Here is a 17,763-nt window from a genome sequence, read left to right on the forward strand (position 1 = left end):
CTCAGTACCCCCAGAGGTAGAAGCCGACGACCAGGACCAGCGTCATCAGGGTGGTGGCGATGTAGTCGACGGCGTTCAACGCCCCCGGCCACGCCTTCAGTTCTTCCAGCTGTTCGTAGACGCGGATGCGTCTTTCCAGTTCTTGCGCACGCTCGATATCGGGTTGGCTGTTCATCTGGGCATCACCTCTAGGGGTTCTTGTTCTTGAAATTCGATGCATCCCGGCCAATCAGGGCCGCCGCCCGAAGGCGACGGCACGCTAGTGCCCAGCTCCTCAGGGCAGTGTGATCCACACGGCTTTGGTTTCCAGCAGGTAATCCAGCTGTTCCGACCCGAGGTCCTTGCCATAGCCGGACTGCTTGTAGCCGCCGAAAGGCATGGAGGGGTCGAGGGTGCTGTGGGCGTTGACGTAGACGGTGCCGGCCCGCAGTTTCGGGATCAGGCCGTGCACGCGACCGAGGTCTTTGGAGTAGAGCGCCGCGGCCAGGCCGAAAGCGGAATCGTTGGCCAGGGCCAGGGCCTCGTCCTCGCTGTCGAAGGGCGCGGTCACCAGCACCGGGCCGAAGATCTCCTCCTGGACGATGCGCATGTCGTTGCGGCAGTTGGCGAAGATGGTCGGCTGCACGTAGAAGCCGGGGCCTTCCACCGGCTCGCCGCCGTAGTACAGCTCCGCGCCTTCGGCCTTGCCGGTGGCGATGTACTCCAGCACCCGCTGCTGTTGCTGGCGCGACACCATGGGGCTGATGAAGCAGTCCGGGTCCAGGCCGGGGGCGATCTTCAGCGTCGCGGTGTAGGCGGCCAGTTCGCGCAGGAACTCGGCGTACACGCTGCGGTGCACATAGGCGCGGGTGCCCGCGTCGCAGACCTGGCCGGAGTTGAAGAACACGCCGTTGGCCACCGCCTGGGCCGCGGCCTTGATATCCGCATCGGCGAAGACGATCACCGGCGACTTGCCGCCCAGTTCCAGGGTCAGGCGCTTCATCTGGTCCATGGCCGCCTTGCCCACGGAGCAGCCCACGGGGGTCGAACCGGTGAAGCTCAGCTTGTCGATGCCCGGGTGGCCGGACATCGCCGAGCCCACCACGCTGCCGCGCCCGCTGACGATGTTCACCACCCCGTCGGGGATGCCCGCTTCCTGGACCAGTTCGGCGAAACGCAGGGCCGAGAGGGAGGTCAGCTCGGCCGGCTTCACCACCACGGTGCAGCCCACCGCCAGGGCGGCGCCCAGCTTCCAGGCCATGGTTTGCAGGGGGAAGTTCCACGGCACGATGACGCCCACCACGCCCACCGGCTCCTTGCGCGTGTAGGCCAGGTAGTTGCCGGGCAGCGACGGTTCGACGGTGCGGCCGTGGATCTTGCTGGCCCAGCCGGCAAAGTAGCGGAAGGTATCGATGGTGCCCTGGATATCCACGGCGCGGGCCTGGGCCACCGACTTGCCCATGTCGATGGATTCGATCTCGGCCAGCTCGTCGGCGTTGTCTTCGATCAGGTCGGCCAGGCGATGCAGCAGGCGCTCGCGCTCCAGGGGCTTGAGCTGGCTCCAGGGGCCGCCATCGAACTGCGCGCGGGCCGCCGCCACGGCGCGGTCCAGGTCCTCCACCGTGCCCATGGGAATGCGCGCGAGCACACCGCCGGTGGAGGGCTCGATCACCTCGGCGCTGGCGCCGTCGGCGGCATCCAGCCAGGCACCGCCCACGAACAGCTTCTTGGCCTTGCCGAGGAAGCGCTGGGTGGCTTCGGATACGCCGAATTTCTGCAGATAGTCTTTAACCGTGTTGTCCACTGTCTGTTCCTCGTCGCCGGCCCCCCTGCGAGGCCCGGCTGCTGGGTGGGCCGCGTCTCAGCGGTTGCGGGCGCGTTCGTGGAAGATGAAGCCGATGCTGTTCATCAGCAGTTGCGCCGCGAGGATCGACGTGGCGCCGGTGGGGTCATAGGCGGGCGCGACCTCCACCAGGTCCATGCCGACCACGCGTCCCTGGCTGCGGCGGGCCAGCGCCTGGATGATTTCCAGCACCTCGTAGTAGAGGAAGCCGCCGTGGCTGGGCGTGCCGGTGCCGGGGGCGATGGAGGGGTCGAAGCCGTCGATGTCGATGGTGATGTAGTAGTCCAGGCCTTCCGGAATCTTCGCCATTACCCCTTCGACGCCCAGGCGGCGCACGTCGCGCACCGAGAGGATCTGCGAGCCGGCGGCGCGCGCGGCGTCGTAGTCGTCGCGGTTGGAGGAAGACACGTTGCGGATGCCCATCTGGGTCATGCCGACGATATGGTCCAGTTCGGAGGCGCGGCGCAGCGGGTTGCCGTGGCCGTAGCGCACGCCGTGGCGTTCGTCGACGAAGTCCAGGTGCGCGTCGAAGTGCACGATGTGGATCGGCGCGTGACCCTCGAAGGCCTTGATCACCGGGGCGTGGATCGAGTGGTCGCCGCCCAGCACCACCGGCATGGCGCCGGAAGCGAGGATCTTGCGCACGGCGAACTCGATGTTGTCGTTGCTGGTGGCCATGTCGGTGTGGACGATGTCCGCGTCCCCCACATCCATCATGCGCACCTGGTCCTGGGTCAGGTAGAGCGCGTCGTCCTCGTGGTCGTAGGCACCGGAGTGGCCGAAAGAGAAGAGCGTGGACGCTTCGCGGATGCTGCGCGGTCCGAAGCGCGCACCGGAGCGCCATTGGGTACCCATGTCGTTCGGTGCGCCGAGGATGGCGACGTCGGCATCGATGTCATCCCAATCGGTGCAGATCGGGGATTTGGCAAAGGTGCAGTGACCCACGAATGGGAGATTCAACCGCCCGGACTCATACGCGTTCTTCGGCATTTTCATGCGCCTCCGTTTCTTGTTTTCTGTCGTCGGCGAACCGGCTTCGAATTCGCCGTTGCAGGAACTATGGGCGCGGGATTAATTTGGAAAAATGCAAAACATCAGATACTCAAATCGCTGATAACGATGTATCCATCGACCGGGAGGCTCCCGTGATCCAGTTGCATGATGTCGACCTGAAGCTCCTGCGAGTCTTCGCCACCATCGTCAAATGCGGGGGATTTTCCGCCGCCCAGGCCGCGCTCAACGCGGGCCAGTCCACCATCAGCGAACAGATGACCCACCTGGAGACCCGGCTCGGGGTCAAGCTCTGCCAGCGCGGCCGCAGCGGCTTCCGCCTCACCGAGCAGGGGGTGGCCATCCATGAGGCCACCCAGCGCCTGCTCTCGGCGGTGGAAACCTTCTGCATGGACGCCGACGTGCTCAAGCAACGCATCAGCGGCAAGCTCAACCTCGGCATCATCGACAGCACCCTCACCGACCGCGATTCCCCCCTGCCCCGCGCCACCCAGCGTTTCGTCTCCCGTGGGCACGACGTCCACCTCAGCGTCTACGTCGGCACGCCGGCGGAGCTTGAGGAGCGGGTGCTGGACAACCGCCTGCACCTGGCCATCGGGCACTTTCCCGCGCGCATCCCGGGCCTGGCCTACGACCCGCTCTACCGGGAGTCCCTGGGGCTCTACTGCGGGCGCCACCACCCATTGTTCGGCAGCGAGCTCGGCGGCAAGGCGCTGAAGGACGCCATAGTCGCGAGCCGGATCGTCGTGCGCGGCTACATGCAGCAGTACGACCTGGACGTGCTCGGCGTGAGCAAGGCGGCGGCCACCGTGGACAACATCGAGGCACTGGCCATCCTGATCATTTCCGGCGCCTACCTCGGCCTACTGCCGATGCACGTCGCCGAGCAGTGGGTACGCACCGGCGAGATGCGCCAGCTGTCCACCCAGGGCGATCACCTGGAATCGCCCTTCGACGTCATCACCCGGCGCGGTGTGAGCCCGCCGATCCTCACGGCCTTCCTCGAAGACCTGACCGCCTGCACCAGCGGCGCAACCCGCAACTGAACCCGCGGCGACGGAGACCCCATGCGCATCCACGTCACCTTCATCGACCGTGTCGGCATCACCCAGGAAGTCCTCGCCCTGCTCGGCGGACGCAACCTCAACCTCGAGGCGGTGGAAATGATCCCGCCCAACGTCTACATCGACGCCCCCGCCCTCGGCCCCGAAGTGCTCGACGAACTGCGCGACGCTCTCTACGCGGTGCAGGGCGTCAAGGACGTCACCCTGGTGGACATCCTCCCCGGCCAGCGCCGGCACCTGCAGCTGGACGCCCTGCTGGCCGCCATGACCGACCCGGTGCTGGCGGTGGATGGCGGCGGCCGCGTGCTGCTGGCCAACCCCTCGTTCGTGGCGCTCCACGGGCGCGACCCCACGGGCGAGCCGCTGTCCGGCCTGTTCGACGACCCCAACCTGGCCCGGACCCTGATCGAGCGCGGATTCCGCCTGCCCATGTGCGAGGTGGCCCTCAAGGACATCGCGCTGCTGCTGGACGCCACGCCGGTCAGCTCCGGAACGGACGGCGGCGTACCGCTGATCGCCGGCGGCCTGCTGACGCTCTACCCGCCGAGCCGCATCGGCGAACGCCTGGCCTCCCTGCGCCACGAAGGTGGCGAGGGGCTGGAGAACCTGCTGGGCAAGTCGCCGCCGCTGAAGCAGCTCAAGGCGCGCCTGCGCAAGGTCGCCCGGCTGGACGCGCACTTGCTGATCCGGGGCGAAACCGGCACCGGCAAGGAACTGGTGGCCCGTGCCTGCCACACCCTGAGCGACCGCCGGGACGCCCCGTTCCTCGCGCTGAACTGCGCCGCATTGCCGGAAAGCCTCGCCGAAAGCGAACTCTTCGGTTACTCGGCGGGAGCCTTCACCGGCGCCCAGCGCGGCGGCAAGCCGGGCCTGCTGGAACTGGCCGACGGCGGCACGGTGTTCCTCGATGAAGTCGGCGAGATGTCCCCGTACCTGCAGGCCAAGCTGCTGCGTTTCCTCAGCGACGGCTGCTTCCGCCGGGTGGGCGGCGACCGCGAAGTGCAGGTGAACGTGCGCGTGGTCGGCGCCACCCACCGGCCCCTGGAACGCATGGTCAGCGAAGGCGGCTTCCGCGAGGACCTGTTCTATCGCCTGAACGTGCTCAACCTCGACGTGCCGCCCCTGCGCGAACGCGGCCAGGACATCCTCCTGCTCGCCGAGCACTTCCTCGACCAGGCCTGCGCGCAGATCCAGCGGCCGCCCTGCCGCCTGGCCCCGGCCACCTACCCGGTACTGCTGGGCAACCCCTGGTCGGGCAACGTGCGCCAGCTGCAGAACGTGATCTTCCGGGCCGCCGCCATCAGCGAAAGCAACCTGATCGACTGCGACAACCTGGAACTCGCCGGTACCGCCCTCACCCCGCGCCAGGCCGACGCCCTGCAGGTCACCAGCCTGGAAGAAGCGGTGCAGGGCTTCGAGAAGGACTTGCTGCAGCAGCTCTATGCCGCCTTCCCCTCCACCCGGCAGCTGGCCGCCAGGCTGAATACATCCCACACCGCCATCGGCCAGCGCCTGCGCAAGTACGGCATCCCCAGGGGCTAGCGACTGGCGGCGCGATAACGTTCCACCGGAGCGATTTCGCTCCACCTCTCCACAAGCCCCGGCGTCCGGGGCTTTCCTCATCCGTGGCGGCCGCAAGGGCCTTCCCGGCCTGGAGCGATATCGCTCCAAGCCAACTCAGCTCGTCAACAATATTCACACCAAGCCTTTGAAATACATGGATTTTCAATAACTGGCACCACCCTTGCTCTTGTTCTCTCAACCGAGCCTCACCCAACACTCGGAACCCAAACCGATAACAAGAGGAAGTCCCATGAGCACACTGCGTTTCACTCCCGAACACGAATGGCTGCGCGTCGAAGCCTCCGGCGAACTGACCGTCGGCATCACCAGCTTCGCCCAGGAAGCACTGGGCGACGTGGTGTTCGTGCAGCTGCCCGACGCGGGCCGCTACGAGCAAGGCGCCGAAGTGGCCGTGCTGGAGTCGGTGAAGGCCGCCAGCAACATCGCCATGCCGCTGGACGGCGAAGTGATCGAAGTGAACCAGGCCCTGGCCGACAACCCCGAGCTGGTCAACGAAGCCCCCATGGACGGCGGCTGGTTCTTCCGCATCCGCCCGGACAACCCCGAGGCACTCGCCAGCCTGATGGACCAGGCCGGCTACGACGCCTTCCTCGCCGACCACGCCTGAGCCGGAGGAACCGCCATGAGCCTCGCCCGTTTCCCCCTGGACACACGCAACGAGTTCGTCCCGCGCCATATCGGCCCGCGCGAGGCCGATATCCCCGGCATGCTGGAGCTGCTCGGCTTCCCCAGCCTGGAAGCGCTGATCGCCAGCGTGGTGCCTGACAGCATCAAGGGCACCAGCGTGCTCGACCTGCCGGCTGGCCAGGGCGAGGCCCAGGCCCTGGCCGACATCAAGGCCATCGCCGCGAAGAACCAGCTGTTCAAGAGCCACATCGGCCAGGGCTACTACCCCTGCCACACCCCCAGCCCGATCCTGCGCAACCTGCTGGAAAACCCGGCCTGGTACACCGCCTACACCCCCTACCAGCCGGAAATCTCCCAGGGCCGCCTCGAAGCCCTGCTGAACTTCCAGACCCTGGTCAGCGACCTCGCCGGCCTGCCGGTGGCCAACGCCTCCCTGCTCGACGAAGGCACCGCCGCCGCCGAGGCCATGACCTTCTGCAAGCGCCTGTCGAAGAACAAGGCCAGCAACACCTTCTTCGCCTCCCAGCACTGCCACCCGCAGACCCTCGACGTACTGGTGACCCGTGCCGAGCCCCTGGGGATCGAGGTGGTGATCGGTGACGAGCGCGAGATCAGCGACGCCAGCGCCTACTTCGGCGCCCTGCTGCAGTACCCGGCCGCCAACGGCGACATCTTCGACTACCGCGCACTGGTGGAGCGTTTCCACGCCGCAGGCGCCCTGGTGGCCGTGGCCGCCGACCTGCTGGCCCTGACCCTGCTGACCCCGCCCGGCGAGTTCGGCGCCGACGCCGCCCTGGGCAGCGCCCAGCGCTTCGGCGTGCCGCTGGGCTTCGGTGGCCCGCACGCGGCCTACTTCGCCACCCGCGACGCGTTCAAGCGCGACATGCCCGGCCGTCTGGTCGGCGTGTCCATCGACCGCCACGGCAAGCCGGCCCTGCGCCTGGCCATGCAGACCCGCGAGCAGCACATCCGCCGCGAGAAGGCCACCAGCAACATCTGCACCGCCCAGGTGCTGCTGGCCAACATCGCCAGCATGTACGCCGTCTACCACGGCCCCCAGGGCCTGACCCGCATCGCCAACCGCGTGCACCAGCTGACCGCCATCCTGGCTGACGGCCTGACCCAGCTGGGCCTCGCCGTGGAGCAGGAAAGCTTCTTCGACACCCTGACCCTGGCCACCGGCAGCAAGACCGCCGACCTGCACGCCCAGGCCCGCGCCGCACGCATCAACCTGCGGGAAGTGGACGCCGCGCGCCTCGGCCTGTCCCTCGACGAGACCAGCACCCAGGCCGACGTCGAGCAACTCTGGGCGATCTTCGCCGACGGCCAGGCCCTGCCGGCCTTCGCCACACTCGCCGCCCGCGTCGCCAGCCGCCTGCCGGCCGCCCTGCTGCGCCAGTCGGCGATCCTCGAGCACCCGGTGTTCAACCGCTACCACTCGGAAACCGAGCTGATGCGCTACCTGCGCAAGCTCGCCGACAAGGACCTGGCGCTGGACCGCAGCATGATCCCGCTGGGCTCCTGCACCATGAAGCTGAACGCCGCCAGCGAGATGATCCCGGTGACCTGGGCCGAGTTCGGCGCCCTGCACCCCTTCGCGCCGGCCGAGCAGTCCCAGGGCTACCTGGAGCTGACCCGCGAGCTGGAAGCCATGCTCTGCCAGGCCACCGGCTATGACGCCGTGTCCCTGCAGCCCAACGCCGGCTCCCAGGGCGAGTACGCGGGCCTGCTGGCCATCCGCGCCTACCACCAGAGCCGTGGCGACGACCAGCGCGACATCTGCCTGATCCCGCAATCGGCCCACGGCACCAACCCGGCCACCGCCAGCATGGTCGGCATGCGCGTGGTGGTGACCGCCTGCGACGCCCGCGGCAACGTGGACATCGCCGACCTCAAGGCCAAGGCCGAGGAGCACAAGGAGCGCCTCGCCGCGATCATGATCACCTACCCGTCCACCCACGGCGTGTTCGAGGAAGGCATCCGCGAGATCTGCGAGATCATCCACGCCAACGGCGGCCAGGTGTACATCGACGGCGCCAACATGAACGCCATGGTCGGCCTCTGCGCCCCGGGCCAGTTCGGCGGCGACGTGTCCCACCTGAACCTGCACAAGACCTTCTGCATCCCCCACGGCGGCGGCGGCCCGGGCGTCGGCCCGATCGGCGTGAAGGCCCACCTGGCGCCCTTCCTGCCGGGCCACGGCCAGTTGGAGCGCAAGCAAGGCGCGGTCAGCGCCGCGCCCTTCGGCAGCGCCAGCATCCTGCCGATCACCTGGATGTACATCCGCATGATGGGCGGCGAAGGCCTGCGCCGCGCCACCCAGATGGCGATCCTCAACGCCAACTACATCGCCCGCCGTCTGGAGGAGCACTACCCGGTGCTCTACACCGGCAGCAACGGCCTGGTGGCCCACGAGTGCATCCTCGACGTGCGCCCGCTCAAGGAGAGCAGCGGCATCAGCGTCGACGACGTGGCCAAGCGCCTGATCGACTACGGCTTCCACGCCCCGACCATGTCCTTCCCGGTACCCGGCACCCTGATGATCGAGCCCACCGAGAGCGAGTCGAAGGAAGAGCTGGACCGCTTCTGCGACGCCATGATCCGCATCCGCGAGGAAATCCGCGCGGTGGAGAACGGCGAGCTGGACAAGGACGACAACCCGCTGAAGAACGCGCCGCACACCGCCGCCGAACTGGTGGGCGAGTGGACCCACCGCTACAGCCGCGAACTGGCCGTGTACCCCAGCGCCAGCCTGATCGACGGCAAGTACTGGCCGCCGGTGGGCCGCGTGGACAACGTCTACGGCGACCGCAACCTGGTCTGCGCCTGCCCGTCCATCGAGGCGTACATGGACGCCTGAGCACCGCTGGAACGACCTCTACACGGTAATTGCCGCCCCTTATCGAACAAGAAGGAAACCGACCATGTTCCACAAGAGCCTGACCCTCTCCGATTTCGACCCCGCCCTGGCCGAGGCCATCCGCCAGGAAACCGCCCGCCAGGAAGACCACATCGAGCTGATCGCCTCGGAGAACTACACCAGCCCGCAGGTGATGGAAGCCCAGGGCTCGGCGCTGACCAACAAGTACGCCGAAGGCTACCCGGGCAAGCGCTACTACGGTGGTTGCGAGTTCGTCGACAAGGTCGAGCAGTTGGCCATCGATCGTGCCAAGCAGCTGTTCGGCGCCGACTACGCCAACGTCCAGCCCCACGCCGGTTCCCAGGCCAACAGCGCCGTCTACCTGGCCCTGCTGTCGGCCGGTGACACCATCCTCGGCATGAGCCTGGCCCACGGCGGTCACCTGACCCACGGCGCCAGCGTCTCCTCCTCCGGCAAGCTGTACAACGCCGTGCAGTACGGCATCGACGCCAACGGCCTGATCGACTACGACGAAGTCGAGCGCCTGGCCGTGGAGCACAAGCCGAAGATGATCGTCGCCGGCTTCTCCGCCTACTCCAAGACCCTCGACTTCCCGCGCTTCCGCGCCATCGCCGACAAGGTGGGTGCGCTGCTGTTCGTCGACATGGCCCACGTCGCCGGCCTGGTGGCCGCCGGCCTGTACCCGAACCCGCTGCGCTACGCCGACGTGGTCACCACCACCACCCACAAGACCCTGCGCGGTCCGCGCGGCGGCCTGATCCTGGCCAAGGCCAACGAAGAGATCGAGAAGAAGCTCAACTCCGCCGTGTTCCCCGGTGCCCAGGGTGGCCCGCTGATGCACGTGATCGCGGCCAAGGCGGTGTGCTTCAAGGAAGCCCTGGAGCCCGGCTTCAAGGAGTACCAGGCCCAGGTCATCAAGAACGCCCAGGCCATGGCCAAGGTGTTCATCGAGCGCGGCTACGACGTGGTCTCCGGCGGCACCGACAACCACCTGTTCCTGGTCAGCCTGATCAAGCAGGGCAAGACCGGCAAAGAGGCGGACGCCGCCCTCGGCCGCGCCGGCATCACCGTGAACAAGAACGCCGTGCCCAACGACCCGCAGTCGCCCTTCGTCACCTCCGGCGTGCGCATCGGTACCCCGGCCATCACCAGCCGCGGCTTCAAGGAAGCCCAGAGCCTGGAACTGGCCGGCTGGATCTGCGACATCCTCGACCACCTCGGCGATGCCGACGTCGAGGCCCAGGTGGCCCGGCAAGTGGCGGCGCTCTGCGCACGCTTCCCGGTGTACCCGGCCTGACCGAGCGGAGACGGACCATGTCCCTCAGCGTCTTCGACCTGTTCAAGATCGGTATCGGCCCTTCCAGCTCTCACACGGTGGGGCCGATGCGCGCCGCCGCACGCTTCGTCGATGGCCTGCGCCGGGAGTCCCTGCTGGCCGACACCCAGAGCCTGAAAGTCGAGCTGTACGGCTCCCTCGGCGCCACCGGCAAGGGCCACGGCAGCGACAAGGCCGTGCTGCTGGGCCTGGAAGGCGAGCAACCCGACACCGTCGACACCGAACGCGTGGACGAACGCCTGGCCGGCATCCGCCAGCGCGGCGAGCTGTGCCTGGGTGGCGAGAAGACCATCCCCTTCGTGGAAAGGGAGCATCTGGCGATGATTCGCAAGCCGCTGCCCTACCACCCCAACGGCATGATCTTCCGCGCCTTCGACGACGCCGGCATCCAGATCCGCTCCCGCGAGTACTACTCGGTGGGTGGCGGCTTCGTGGTGGATGAAGAAGCCGCCGGCCTGGACCGCATCGTCGAAGACCGCACGCCGCTGCCCTACCCCTTCAAGACCGCCAAGGACCTGCTCGCCCACTGCGTCGCCACCGGCCTCCCGGTCAGCGCCCTGATGCGCGAGAACGAAATGGCCTGGCGCACCCCCGAGGAGACCAGCGCCGGCCTGATGAAGATCTGGCAGGTGATGCAGGACTGCGTGAAGGTCGGCTGCCGCAAGGAAGGCATCATGCCCGGCGGGCTCAAGGTCAAGCGCCGCGCCGCCGCGCTCTACCGCCAGCTCAGCGAGAGCCCGGAAGCCAGCCTCAAGGACAGCCTCTCGGTGCTCGACTGGGTCAACCTCTACGCCCTGGCGGTGAACGAGGAGAACGCCACCGGCGGCCGCGTGGTCACCGCGCCCACCAACGGCGCGGCCGGCATCGTCCCGGCGGTGCTGCACTACTACAGCCGCTTCGTGCCGGGCGCCAACGACGACGGCGTCGAGCGCTTCCTGCTCACCGCCGCCGCCATCGGCATCCTCTACAAGGAGAACGCCTCCATCTCCGGCGCCGAAGTGGGCTGCCAGGGCGAGGTGGGCGTGGCCTGCTCGATGGCCGCCGGCGCGCTGTGCGAAGTCCTCGGCGGCACCCCGCAGCAGGTGGAGAACGCCGCCGAGATCGGCATGGAGCATAACCTGGGGCTCACCTGCGACCCGGTGGGCGGCCTGGTCCAGGTGCCCTGCATCGAGCGCAACGCCATGGGCTCGGTGAAGGCCATCAACGCCGCGCGCATGGCCCTGCGCGGCGACGGCCAGCACTTCATCTCGCTCGACAAGGTGATCCGCACCATGCGCCAGACCGGCGCCGACATGAAGAGCAAGTACAAGGAAACCGCGCGCGGCGGCCTCGCCGTGAACATCATCGAATGCTGATTTTTTTCGCGCCCTCTCCCCTTGGGAGAGGGCTGGGGTGAGGGAAGTCCCACCCCGCTTGGAATTCAACTTTGGAGCCTTACATGACTGACCTCGCCAAGACCCCGCTGCACGCCCTGCACCTCGAACTCGGCGCGCGCATGGTGCCCTTCGCCGGCTACGACATGCCGGTGCAATACCCCCTCGGCGTGCTCAAGGAGCACCTGCACACCCGCGCGCAGGCCGGCCTGTTCGACGTCTCCCACATGGGCCAGATCATCCTCCGTGGCGAGAACGCCGCCCGCGCCCTGGAAAGCCTGGTGCCGGTGGACATCCTCGACCTGCCGGCGGGCACCCAGCGCTACGCGATGTTCACCGACGAGCACGGCGGCATCCTCGACGACCTGATGGTGGCCCGCCTCGCGGACGACGAACTGTTCCTGGTGGTCAACGCCGCCTGCAAGGACCAGGACCTGGCCCACCTCAAGCAGCAGATCGGCGAGCAATGCGAGATCGAGCCGCTGTTCGAATCCCGCGCCCTGCTGGCCCTGCAGGGCCCGGCCGCCGCCGAGGTGCTCGGCCGTCTGGCGCCGGAAGTGCAGAAGATGACCTTCATGCAGTTCGGCAGCGTGCGCCTGGAAGGCGTGGAGTGCTTCGTCAGCCGCTCCGGCTACACCGGCGAGGACGGCTACGAGATTTCCGTGCCCGTGGCCCAGGCCGAAGCCCTGGCCCGCACCCTGCTGGCCCAGCCGGAAGTCCAGCCCATCGGCCTCGGCGCCCGCGACTCGCTGCGCCTGGAAGCCGGCCTGTGCCTCTACGGCCACGACATGAGCCAGGCCACCACCCCCATCGAAGCCGGCCTGGCCTGGGCCATCTCCAAGGCCCGCCGCGCCGACGGCCTGCGCGCCGGCAACTTCCCCGGCGCGGATCGCATCCTGGCTCACCAGCGCGACGGCGTGGCGGCCAAACGCGTCGGCCTGCTGCCCAGCGGCCGTGCCCCGGTTCGCGAAGGCACCCAGTTGGTCAACGCCGAGCAGCAGGTCATCGGTGAAGTCACCAGCGGCGGTTTCGGCCCCAGCCTGGGCGGCCCACTGGCCATGGGCTTCATCGACAGCCGCTACGCGACACTGGACACCGAAGTATTCGCCCTGGTGCGCGGCAAGCCACTGCCCATGCGCGTGGTGCGCACGCCCTTCGTACCCCAGCGCTACTACCGCGGCTGATGGCGCGCGGCTTCCTCGAACGGACAGGAGCAAGTGCATGACTGAAACCCAGATCGCGTCGCGTCCGCAGCCCGTAGAGGCCGGCGTGAAACTGCGCGGCGCCGAAAAGGTGGCGCGCATTCCGGTGAAGATCATTCCAACCGAGGAGGTACCGCGCAAACCGGAGTGGATTCGCGTACCCATCGCTTCCTCGCCGGAGGTCGCACGGATCAAGCAACTGCTGCGCAAGCACAAGCTGCACAGCGTCTGCGAGGAAGCCTCCTGCCCGAACCTGGGCGAATGCTTCGCCGGCGGCACCGCCACCTTCATGATCATGGGCGACATCTGCACCCGCCGCTGCCCGTTCTGCGACGTCGGCCACGGCCGGCCGAAGCCGCTGGATGCGGACGAGCCGAAGAACCTGGCCATCGCCATCGCCGACCTGCGCCTGAAGTACGTGGTGATCACCTCGGTGGACCGCGACGACCTGCGCGACGGCGGTGCCCGGCATTTCGCCGACTGCCTGCGGGAAATCCGCTCCCTGTGCCCCGGCATCCAGCTGGAAACCCTGGTGCCGGACTACCGCGGGCGCATGGACGTGGCCCTGGACATTACCGAGCGGGAGCCACCGGATGTGTTCAACCACAACCTGGAAACCGTGCCGCGCCTGTACAAGGCCGCACGCCCGGGCTCGGACTTCGAGTGGTCACTGGACCTGCTGGAGAACTTCAAACGGCGCGTGCCCCAGGTGCCGACCAAGTCCGGCCTGATGCTGGGCCTGGGCGAGACCGATGACGAAGTGATCGAAACGATGCAGCGCATGCGCGAGCACGGTATCGACATGCTCACCCTCGGCCAGTACCTGCAACCCTCGCGCAGCCACCTGCCGGTACAGCGTTTCGTCCACCCCGACACTTTCGCCTGGTTTGCCGAAAAAGGTGCCGGGATGGGCTTTTCGAATGTCGCCTCGGGCCCGCTGGTGCGTTCTTCCTACCACGCCGACCAGCAGGCCCACGGCCTAGGGGAGCAACTCCCGCCGATCAGGCAATGATGCTTTCGGCCGTCAAGGTCGACACCCCCACTAGGGAAATCTCGAACTCTGCCGCGGCGTCCGCATCGGTACTGCCCGAGAGGATGCCGTTGGCAAAGCGAAGCTGTCCCGTGGCGTCGGTGGCACTGAACGCCGCCGAACCAATGAAGCTGAACGCGTCATTGGCCACTGTACCGGGCCGCGCATCGATGGCGGACAGGACGATCCTGTCGCCGTCGCTGCTGCGGAAATCAGTGATCACGTCACGCAGCGCACCAATCCCCATGTCGCTCAGGGCAGCAAAGGCGAACAGGTCGGCCCCCGCCCCACCGGTCAACTGGTCCGTGCCGCCACCGCCGACCAGCACGTTCGCGGCGGCGTTGCCGGTCAGCCGGTCGTTGAAGGCGCTGCCAGTCAGGTTCTCGAATGCCAGCAGGGTGTCGGTGCCAGAACCACCGGTGGCCTGGGCGGTAGTCACAGCCAGGCTGGCCGTCACGCCCGCAGTGGCAAAGGCATAGGACGCGGTGTCCACGCCCGCGCCGCCATTCAGCACGTTGTTGCCGGCGCCCGCGTAGATCACGTTGTTCAGAGCATTGCCGGTGCCATTGGCCACACCGGCGGCCATCAGGCGCAGATGCTCGACATTGGCGCCCAGGGTATAGGCCGACAGGTAGCTGTAGACCGTATCGGAGCCACCGGTAGCCAACACCGCGTTGGTCTCCTGGACCACGTCGCCGACACTATCCACGTAGTAAGTATCGGAACCGTCGCCACCGATCATGATGTCGTTGCCGGCACCACCGTTGAGGATATCGTTGCCCGCCTGGCCATTCAGGACGTTGGCGGCCGCGTTACCGGTCAACCGGTCGTTGAAGGCGCTGCCGGTCAGGTTCTCGAATGCCAGCAGGGTGTCGGAGCCCGAACCGCCCGTGGCCTGGGCGGTAGTCACCGCCAGGTTGGCCGTCACGCCAGCGGTGGCAAAGGCATAGAACGCGGTGTCCACGCCCGCGCCGCCATTGAGCACGTTGTTGCCGGCGCCCGCGTAGATCACGTTGTTCAGAGCGTTGCCGGTGCCATTGGCCACGCCGGCGGCCATCAGGCGCAGGTGCTCGACATTGGCGCCCAGGGTATAGGACGACAGGTAACTGTAGACCGTATCGGAGCCACCGGTGGCCAGCACCGCATTGGTCTCCTGGACCACGTCGCCGACGCTATCCACGTAGTAGGCATCGGAACCGTCCCCTCCGATCATGGTGTCGTTGCCGGCACCACCATTGAGGATATCGTTGCCCGCCAGGCCGCTCAGGACGTTGGCGGCCGCGTTGCCAGTCAGCCGATCGTTGAAGGCGCTGCCAGTCAGGTTCTCGAATGCCAGCAGGGTGTCGGAGCCCGAACCGCCCGTGGCCTGGGCGGTGGTCACCGCCAGGTTGGCCGTCACGCCAGCGGTGGCAAAGGCATAGGACGCGGTGTCCACGCCCGCGCCGCCATTCAGCACGTTGTTGCCGGCGCCCGCGTAGATCACGTTGTTCAGAGCATTGCCGGTGCCATTGGCCACGCCGGCGGACATCAGGCGCAGGTGCTCGACATTGGCGCCCAGGGTATAGGACGACAGGTAGCTGTAGACCGTATCGGAGCCACCGGTAGCCAACACCGCATTGGTCTCCTGGACCACGTCGCCGACGCTATCCACGTAGTAGGCATCGGAACCGTCCCCTCCGATCATGGTGTCGTTGCCGGCACCACCATTGAGGATATCGTTGCCCGCCAGGCCACTCAGGACGTTGGCGGCCGCGTTGCCGGTCAACTGGTCGTTGAAGGCACTGCCGGTCAGGTTCTCGAATGCCACCAGGGTGTCGGAGCCCGAACCACCAGTGGCCTGGGCGGTGGTCACCGCCAGGCTGGCCGTTACGCCCGCAGTGGCAAAGGCATAGGACGCGGTGTCCACGCCCGCGCCGCCATTGAGCACGTTATTGCCGGCACCCGCATAGATCACGTTGTTCAGAGCGTTGCCGATACCGTTGGCCGCGCCACTGGAGAGCAGGCGCAGGTTCTCGAGATTGGTGCCCAGGGTATAGGACGCCAGGTAGCTGTAGACGGTATCGGAACCACCACTGGCCAGTACGGCGTTGGTTTCCGAAACCACGTCGTCGACGCTGTCCACGTAGTAGGTGTCGGAACCATCCCCACCAATCATGGTGTCGTTACCGCCGCCGCCATTGAGTACATCGTTGCCAGCCCCGCCATTCAACTGGTCAAGGCCCTCCCCCCCGATCAGCGTGTTGGCCAGGGCGTTACCAGTGAGCGTGTCGCCCCGGTCCGTCCCGATGACGCCTTCGATCGAGATGAAGGTATCGCTACCGTGACTGGTGAACTGGGACGCTGTCTGGGACAAGTCGACGGTGACGCTGCTGGTGGAGAATTCGTAGGAGACGTAATCGAATCCGCCAGCGCCATTGAAGACGTTGTTGCCGAGGTTGCTGAACAAGGTGTTGTTGCCAGCGTTACCGGTTCCATTGATGTTGCCGGTGCCCGCCAACACCAGGTTCTCGAAGTTGTTCAGCAGTGTGTAGTCGAAGCCTGCCTGGACGGTGTCGACCCCTTCGTTCGCCAGTTCGTACAGGGCGTCCTGGGCGTCGATGACGTAGGTATCGTCACCCGTACCACCGTAGAGGCTATCGGTTCCGCCACTGCCATAGAGGAGATCGTTGCCCGCCAGGCCGCGGATGATGTCGTTGCCGGTGGAGCCGTAGAGGGAGTCGTTGCCCGCCGTGCCGACCATGTTGTCGTTGCCGGCGGTACCGCTGACCACGCTGAAACGATAATAGCCCGCGACCCCCGTGTTCCCCGGAGTGGTTTCCAGGTCGAGAATCGCTGACTGGTTGCCGGACTGAGACAACTCGTACCAGGACGTACCGTCCCCGGTGGAGTAGCCGGCACGCGCCACGGTCCCACCCAAGCCATTGGTGCCGCCACTGGCGCTACCGGTGGTCCAGTTGATGTTCTCGTAGCGGAAAATCACATCGAAGTTGCCGTTGCCGGTGCCGACCAACTGGAGCTGGAAGGCATTGAGCTTGTCGATTTTCGAGTTGTAGTAACCCACATCGTCCCAGGTGACGGTCAGCACGCCGTTGCCGGTCGAATCCAGGTCGTAGTGGACCAGGTTGGTACCCTTGGAAGTGCCGCCCGGCGTGGCTGTGGTCGTGCCACCACGGGTATCCACGTCCGCGAAGAAGGGCGCGATCATGGCTCGCGAGGAGTTCTGCATGCCGTAAGGCGTGTAGGTGGATTCGCCAGAGCCGAAGGTGATGCTGCCGTTGGTGTTTACAAAGAGACTGGTGTAGTTCGTACCGAAGAAGTTGATCCCGGCGGCACCGAAGATCGAACTGACATCGATGCTCGACGAATAGCCATCGTCATTTCGCGTCACCTGGTTCTCGCCGAAACCCGAAGCTCCGCCCAATCCACCGACCAAATTTGCCATTTTTCAGAATCTCCTTTTCGTTACGTGCTGTCCGCCGAAACGCTCAACGGATGTCGAACCGAATTCCGGTGCGGGCAAATCGACGATGGCCCACGAGGAATGACCGGTAATGTAGCCACTGGCCATCAATCAGGCATCATTCATCTGAATGAGCTGACCGAGGCGGCCACGCAGCGTTCGAGTCCGGGAAAATGGCTGCCAGTCCCGGAACTGGTGGCCGAGGACTGGAGATTGCGCGAGGGGGGGAACCTGCATCGGGAGACGGGCCAGGGCCCTGGGGGGAAATCGCCCAATCCTGCAAGACTGGGCGATACGAAAAATCCCGACAGCTCCGCGTTCCTTTGCCTGGCAAGTCTTCATCCGTGAGACCAGGCTCGGATCCTAGCTCAGG

12 protein-coding genes are annotated in these 17,763 nt (G+C 66.7%); 8 read left to right on the top strand and 4 right to left on the bottom strand.

Annotated elements, in window-relative coordinates; all coding sequences use genetic code 11:
* Position 1 precedes the first annotated feature (1 nt).
* The 3 genes from PCA10_RS30755 to speB all read right to left on the bottom strand — a co-directional run bounded on the left by PCA10_RS30755 (position 2) and on the right by speB (position 2,812).
* The gene (locus tag PCA10_RS30755; RefSeq protein ID WP_016494204.1) at positions 2–175 is read right to left on the bottom strand and encodes a hypothetical protein; all 174 of its coding nucleotides are present in this window, start codon (positions 173–175) and stop codon (positions 2–4) included.
* Positions 176–274: 99 nt separating this feature from the next.
* Complete coding sequence (locus PCA10_RS21560) at positions 275–1,783, bottom strand: aldehyde dehydrogenase family protein (protein ID WP_016494205.1); 1,509 nt, start codon at positions 1,781–1,783, stop codon at positions 275–277.
* A 57-nt stretch (positions 1,784–1,840) separates the two neighbouring features.
* Positions 1,841–2,812 carry an agmatinase gene (speB, locus tag PCA10_RS21565; protein ID WP_016494206.1) on the bottom strand — a complete coding sequence of 324 codons (972 nt, stop codon included), beginning with the start codon at positions 2,810–2,812 and terminating at the stop codon, positions 1,841–1,843.
* 155 nt (positions 2,813–2,967) lie between these two features.
* Between speB and PCA10_RS21570 the strand changes: the two genes are divergently transcribed.
* The 8 genes from PCA10_RS21570 (at position 2,968) to lipA (ending at position 13,912) form a co-directional block, all read left to right on the top strand.
* Positions 2,968–3,879, top strand: coding sequence for a LysR family transcriptional regulator (locus PCA10_RS21570; RefSeq protein ID WP_016494207.1), 912 nt, complete (start codon positions 2,968–2,970; stop codon positions 3,877–3,879).
* Between the two features lie 21 nt (positions 3,880–3,900).
* Entirely contained in the window at positions 3,901–5,439 is a 1,539-nt protein-coding gene (locus tag PCA10_RS21575) for a sigma-54-dependent transcriptional regulator (protein WP_016494208.1), read from the top strand.
* A gap of 271 nt (positions 5,440–5,710) precedes the next feature.
* Positions 5,711–6,088, top strand: a complete 378-nt coding sequence (gcvH, locus tag PCA10_RS21580; RefSeq protein WP_016494209.1) for a glycine cleavage system protein GcvH — start codon at positions 5,711–5,713, stop codon at positions 6,086–6,088.
* A gap of 15 nt (positions 6,089–6,103) precedes the next feature.
* Positions 6,104–8,968: an aminomethyl-transferring glycine dehydrogenase gene (gene gcvP / locus PCA10_RS21585; RefSeq protein WP_016494210.1), complete on the top strand. Its 2,865-nt coding sequence runs from the start codon at positions 6,104–6,106 to the stop codon at positions 8,966–8,968.
* A gap of 64 nt (positions 8,969–9,032) precedes the next feature.
* Complete coding sequence (glyA, locus tag PCA10_RS21590; protein ID WP_016494211.1) at positions 9,033–10,286, top strand: serine hydroxymethyltransferase; 1,254 nt, start codon at positions 9,033–9,035, stop codon at positions 10,284–10,286.
* 17 nt (positions 10,287–10,303) lie between these two features.
* Positions 10,304–11,680, top strand: a complete 1,377-nt coding sequence (locus PCA10_RS21595; protein ID WP_016494212.1) for an L-serine ammonia-lyase — start codon at positions 10,304–10,306, stop codon at positions 11,678–11,680.
* Between the two features lie 83 nt (positions 11,681–11,763).
* Positions 11,764–12,882, top strand: a complete 1,119-nt coding sequence (gene gcvT / locus PCA10_RS21600) for a glycine cleavage system aminomethyltransferase GcvT (protein ID WP_016494213.1) — start codon at positions 11,764–11,766, stop codon at positions 12,880–12,882.
* 37 nt (positions 12,883–12,919) lie between these two features.
* Positions 12,920–13,912: a lipoyl synthase gene (gene lipA / locus PCA10_RS21605; protein WP_016494214.1), complete on the top strand. Its 993-nt coding sequence runs from the start codon at positions 12,920–12,922 to the stop codon at positions 13,910–13,912.
* Here the strand turns inward: lipA and PCA10_RS31185 are convergent.
* Positions 13,902–17,372 (bottom strand): beta strand repeat-containing protein, encoded by a 3,471-nt coding sequence (locus PCA10_RS31185; protein WP_016494215.1) that lies wholly within the window; start codon positions 17,370–17,372, stop codon positions 13,902–13,904. The genes lipA and PCA10_RS31185 overlap by 11 nt on opposite strands.
* Positions 17,373–17,763: the final 391 nt, after the last annotated feature.

It is taken from the genome of Pseudomonas resinovorans NBRC 106553, from assembly GCF_000412695.1.
Classification (GTDB): Bacteria; Pseudomonadota; Gammaproteobacteria; order Pseudomonadales; family Pseudomonadaceae; genus Metapseudomonas; species Metapseudomonas resinovorans_A.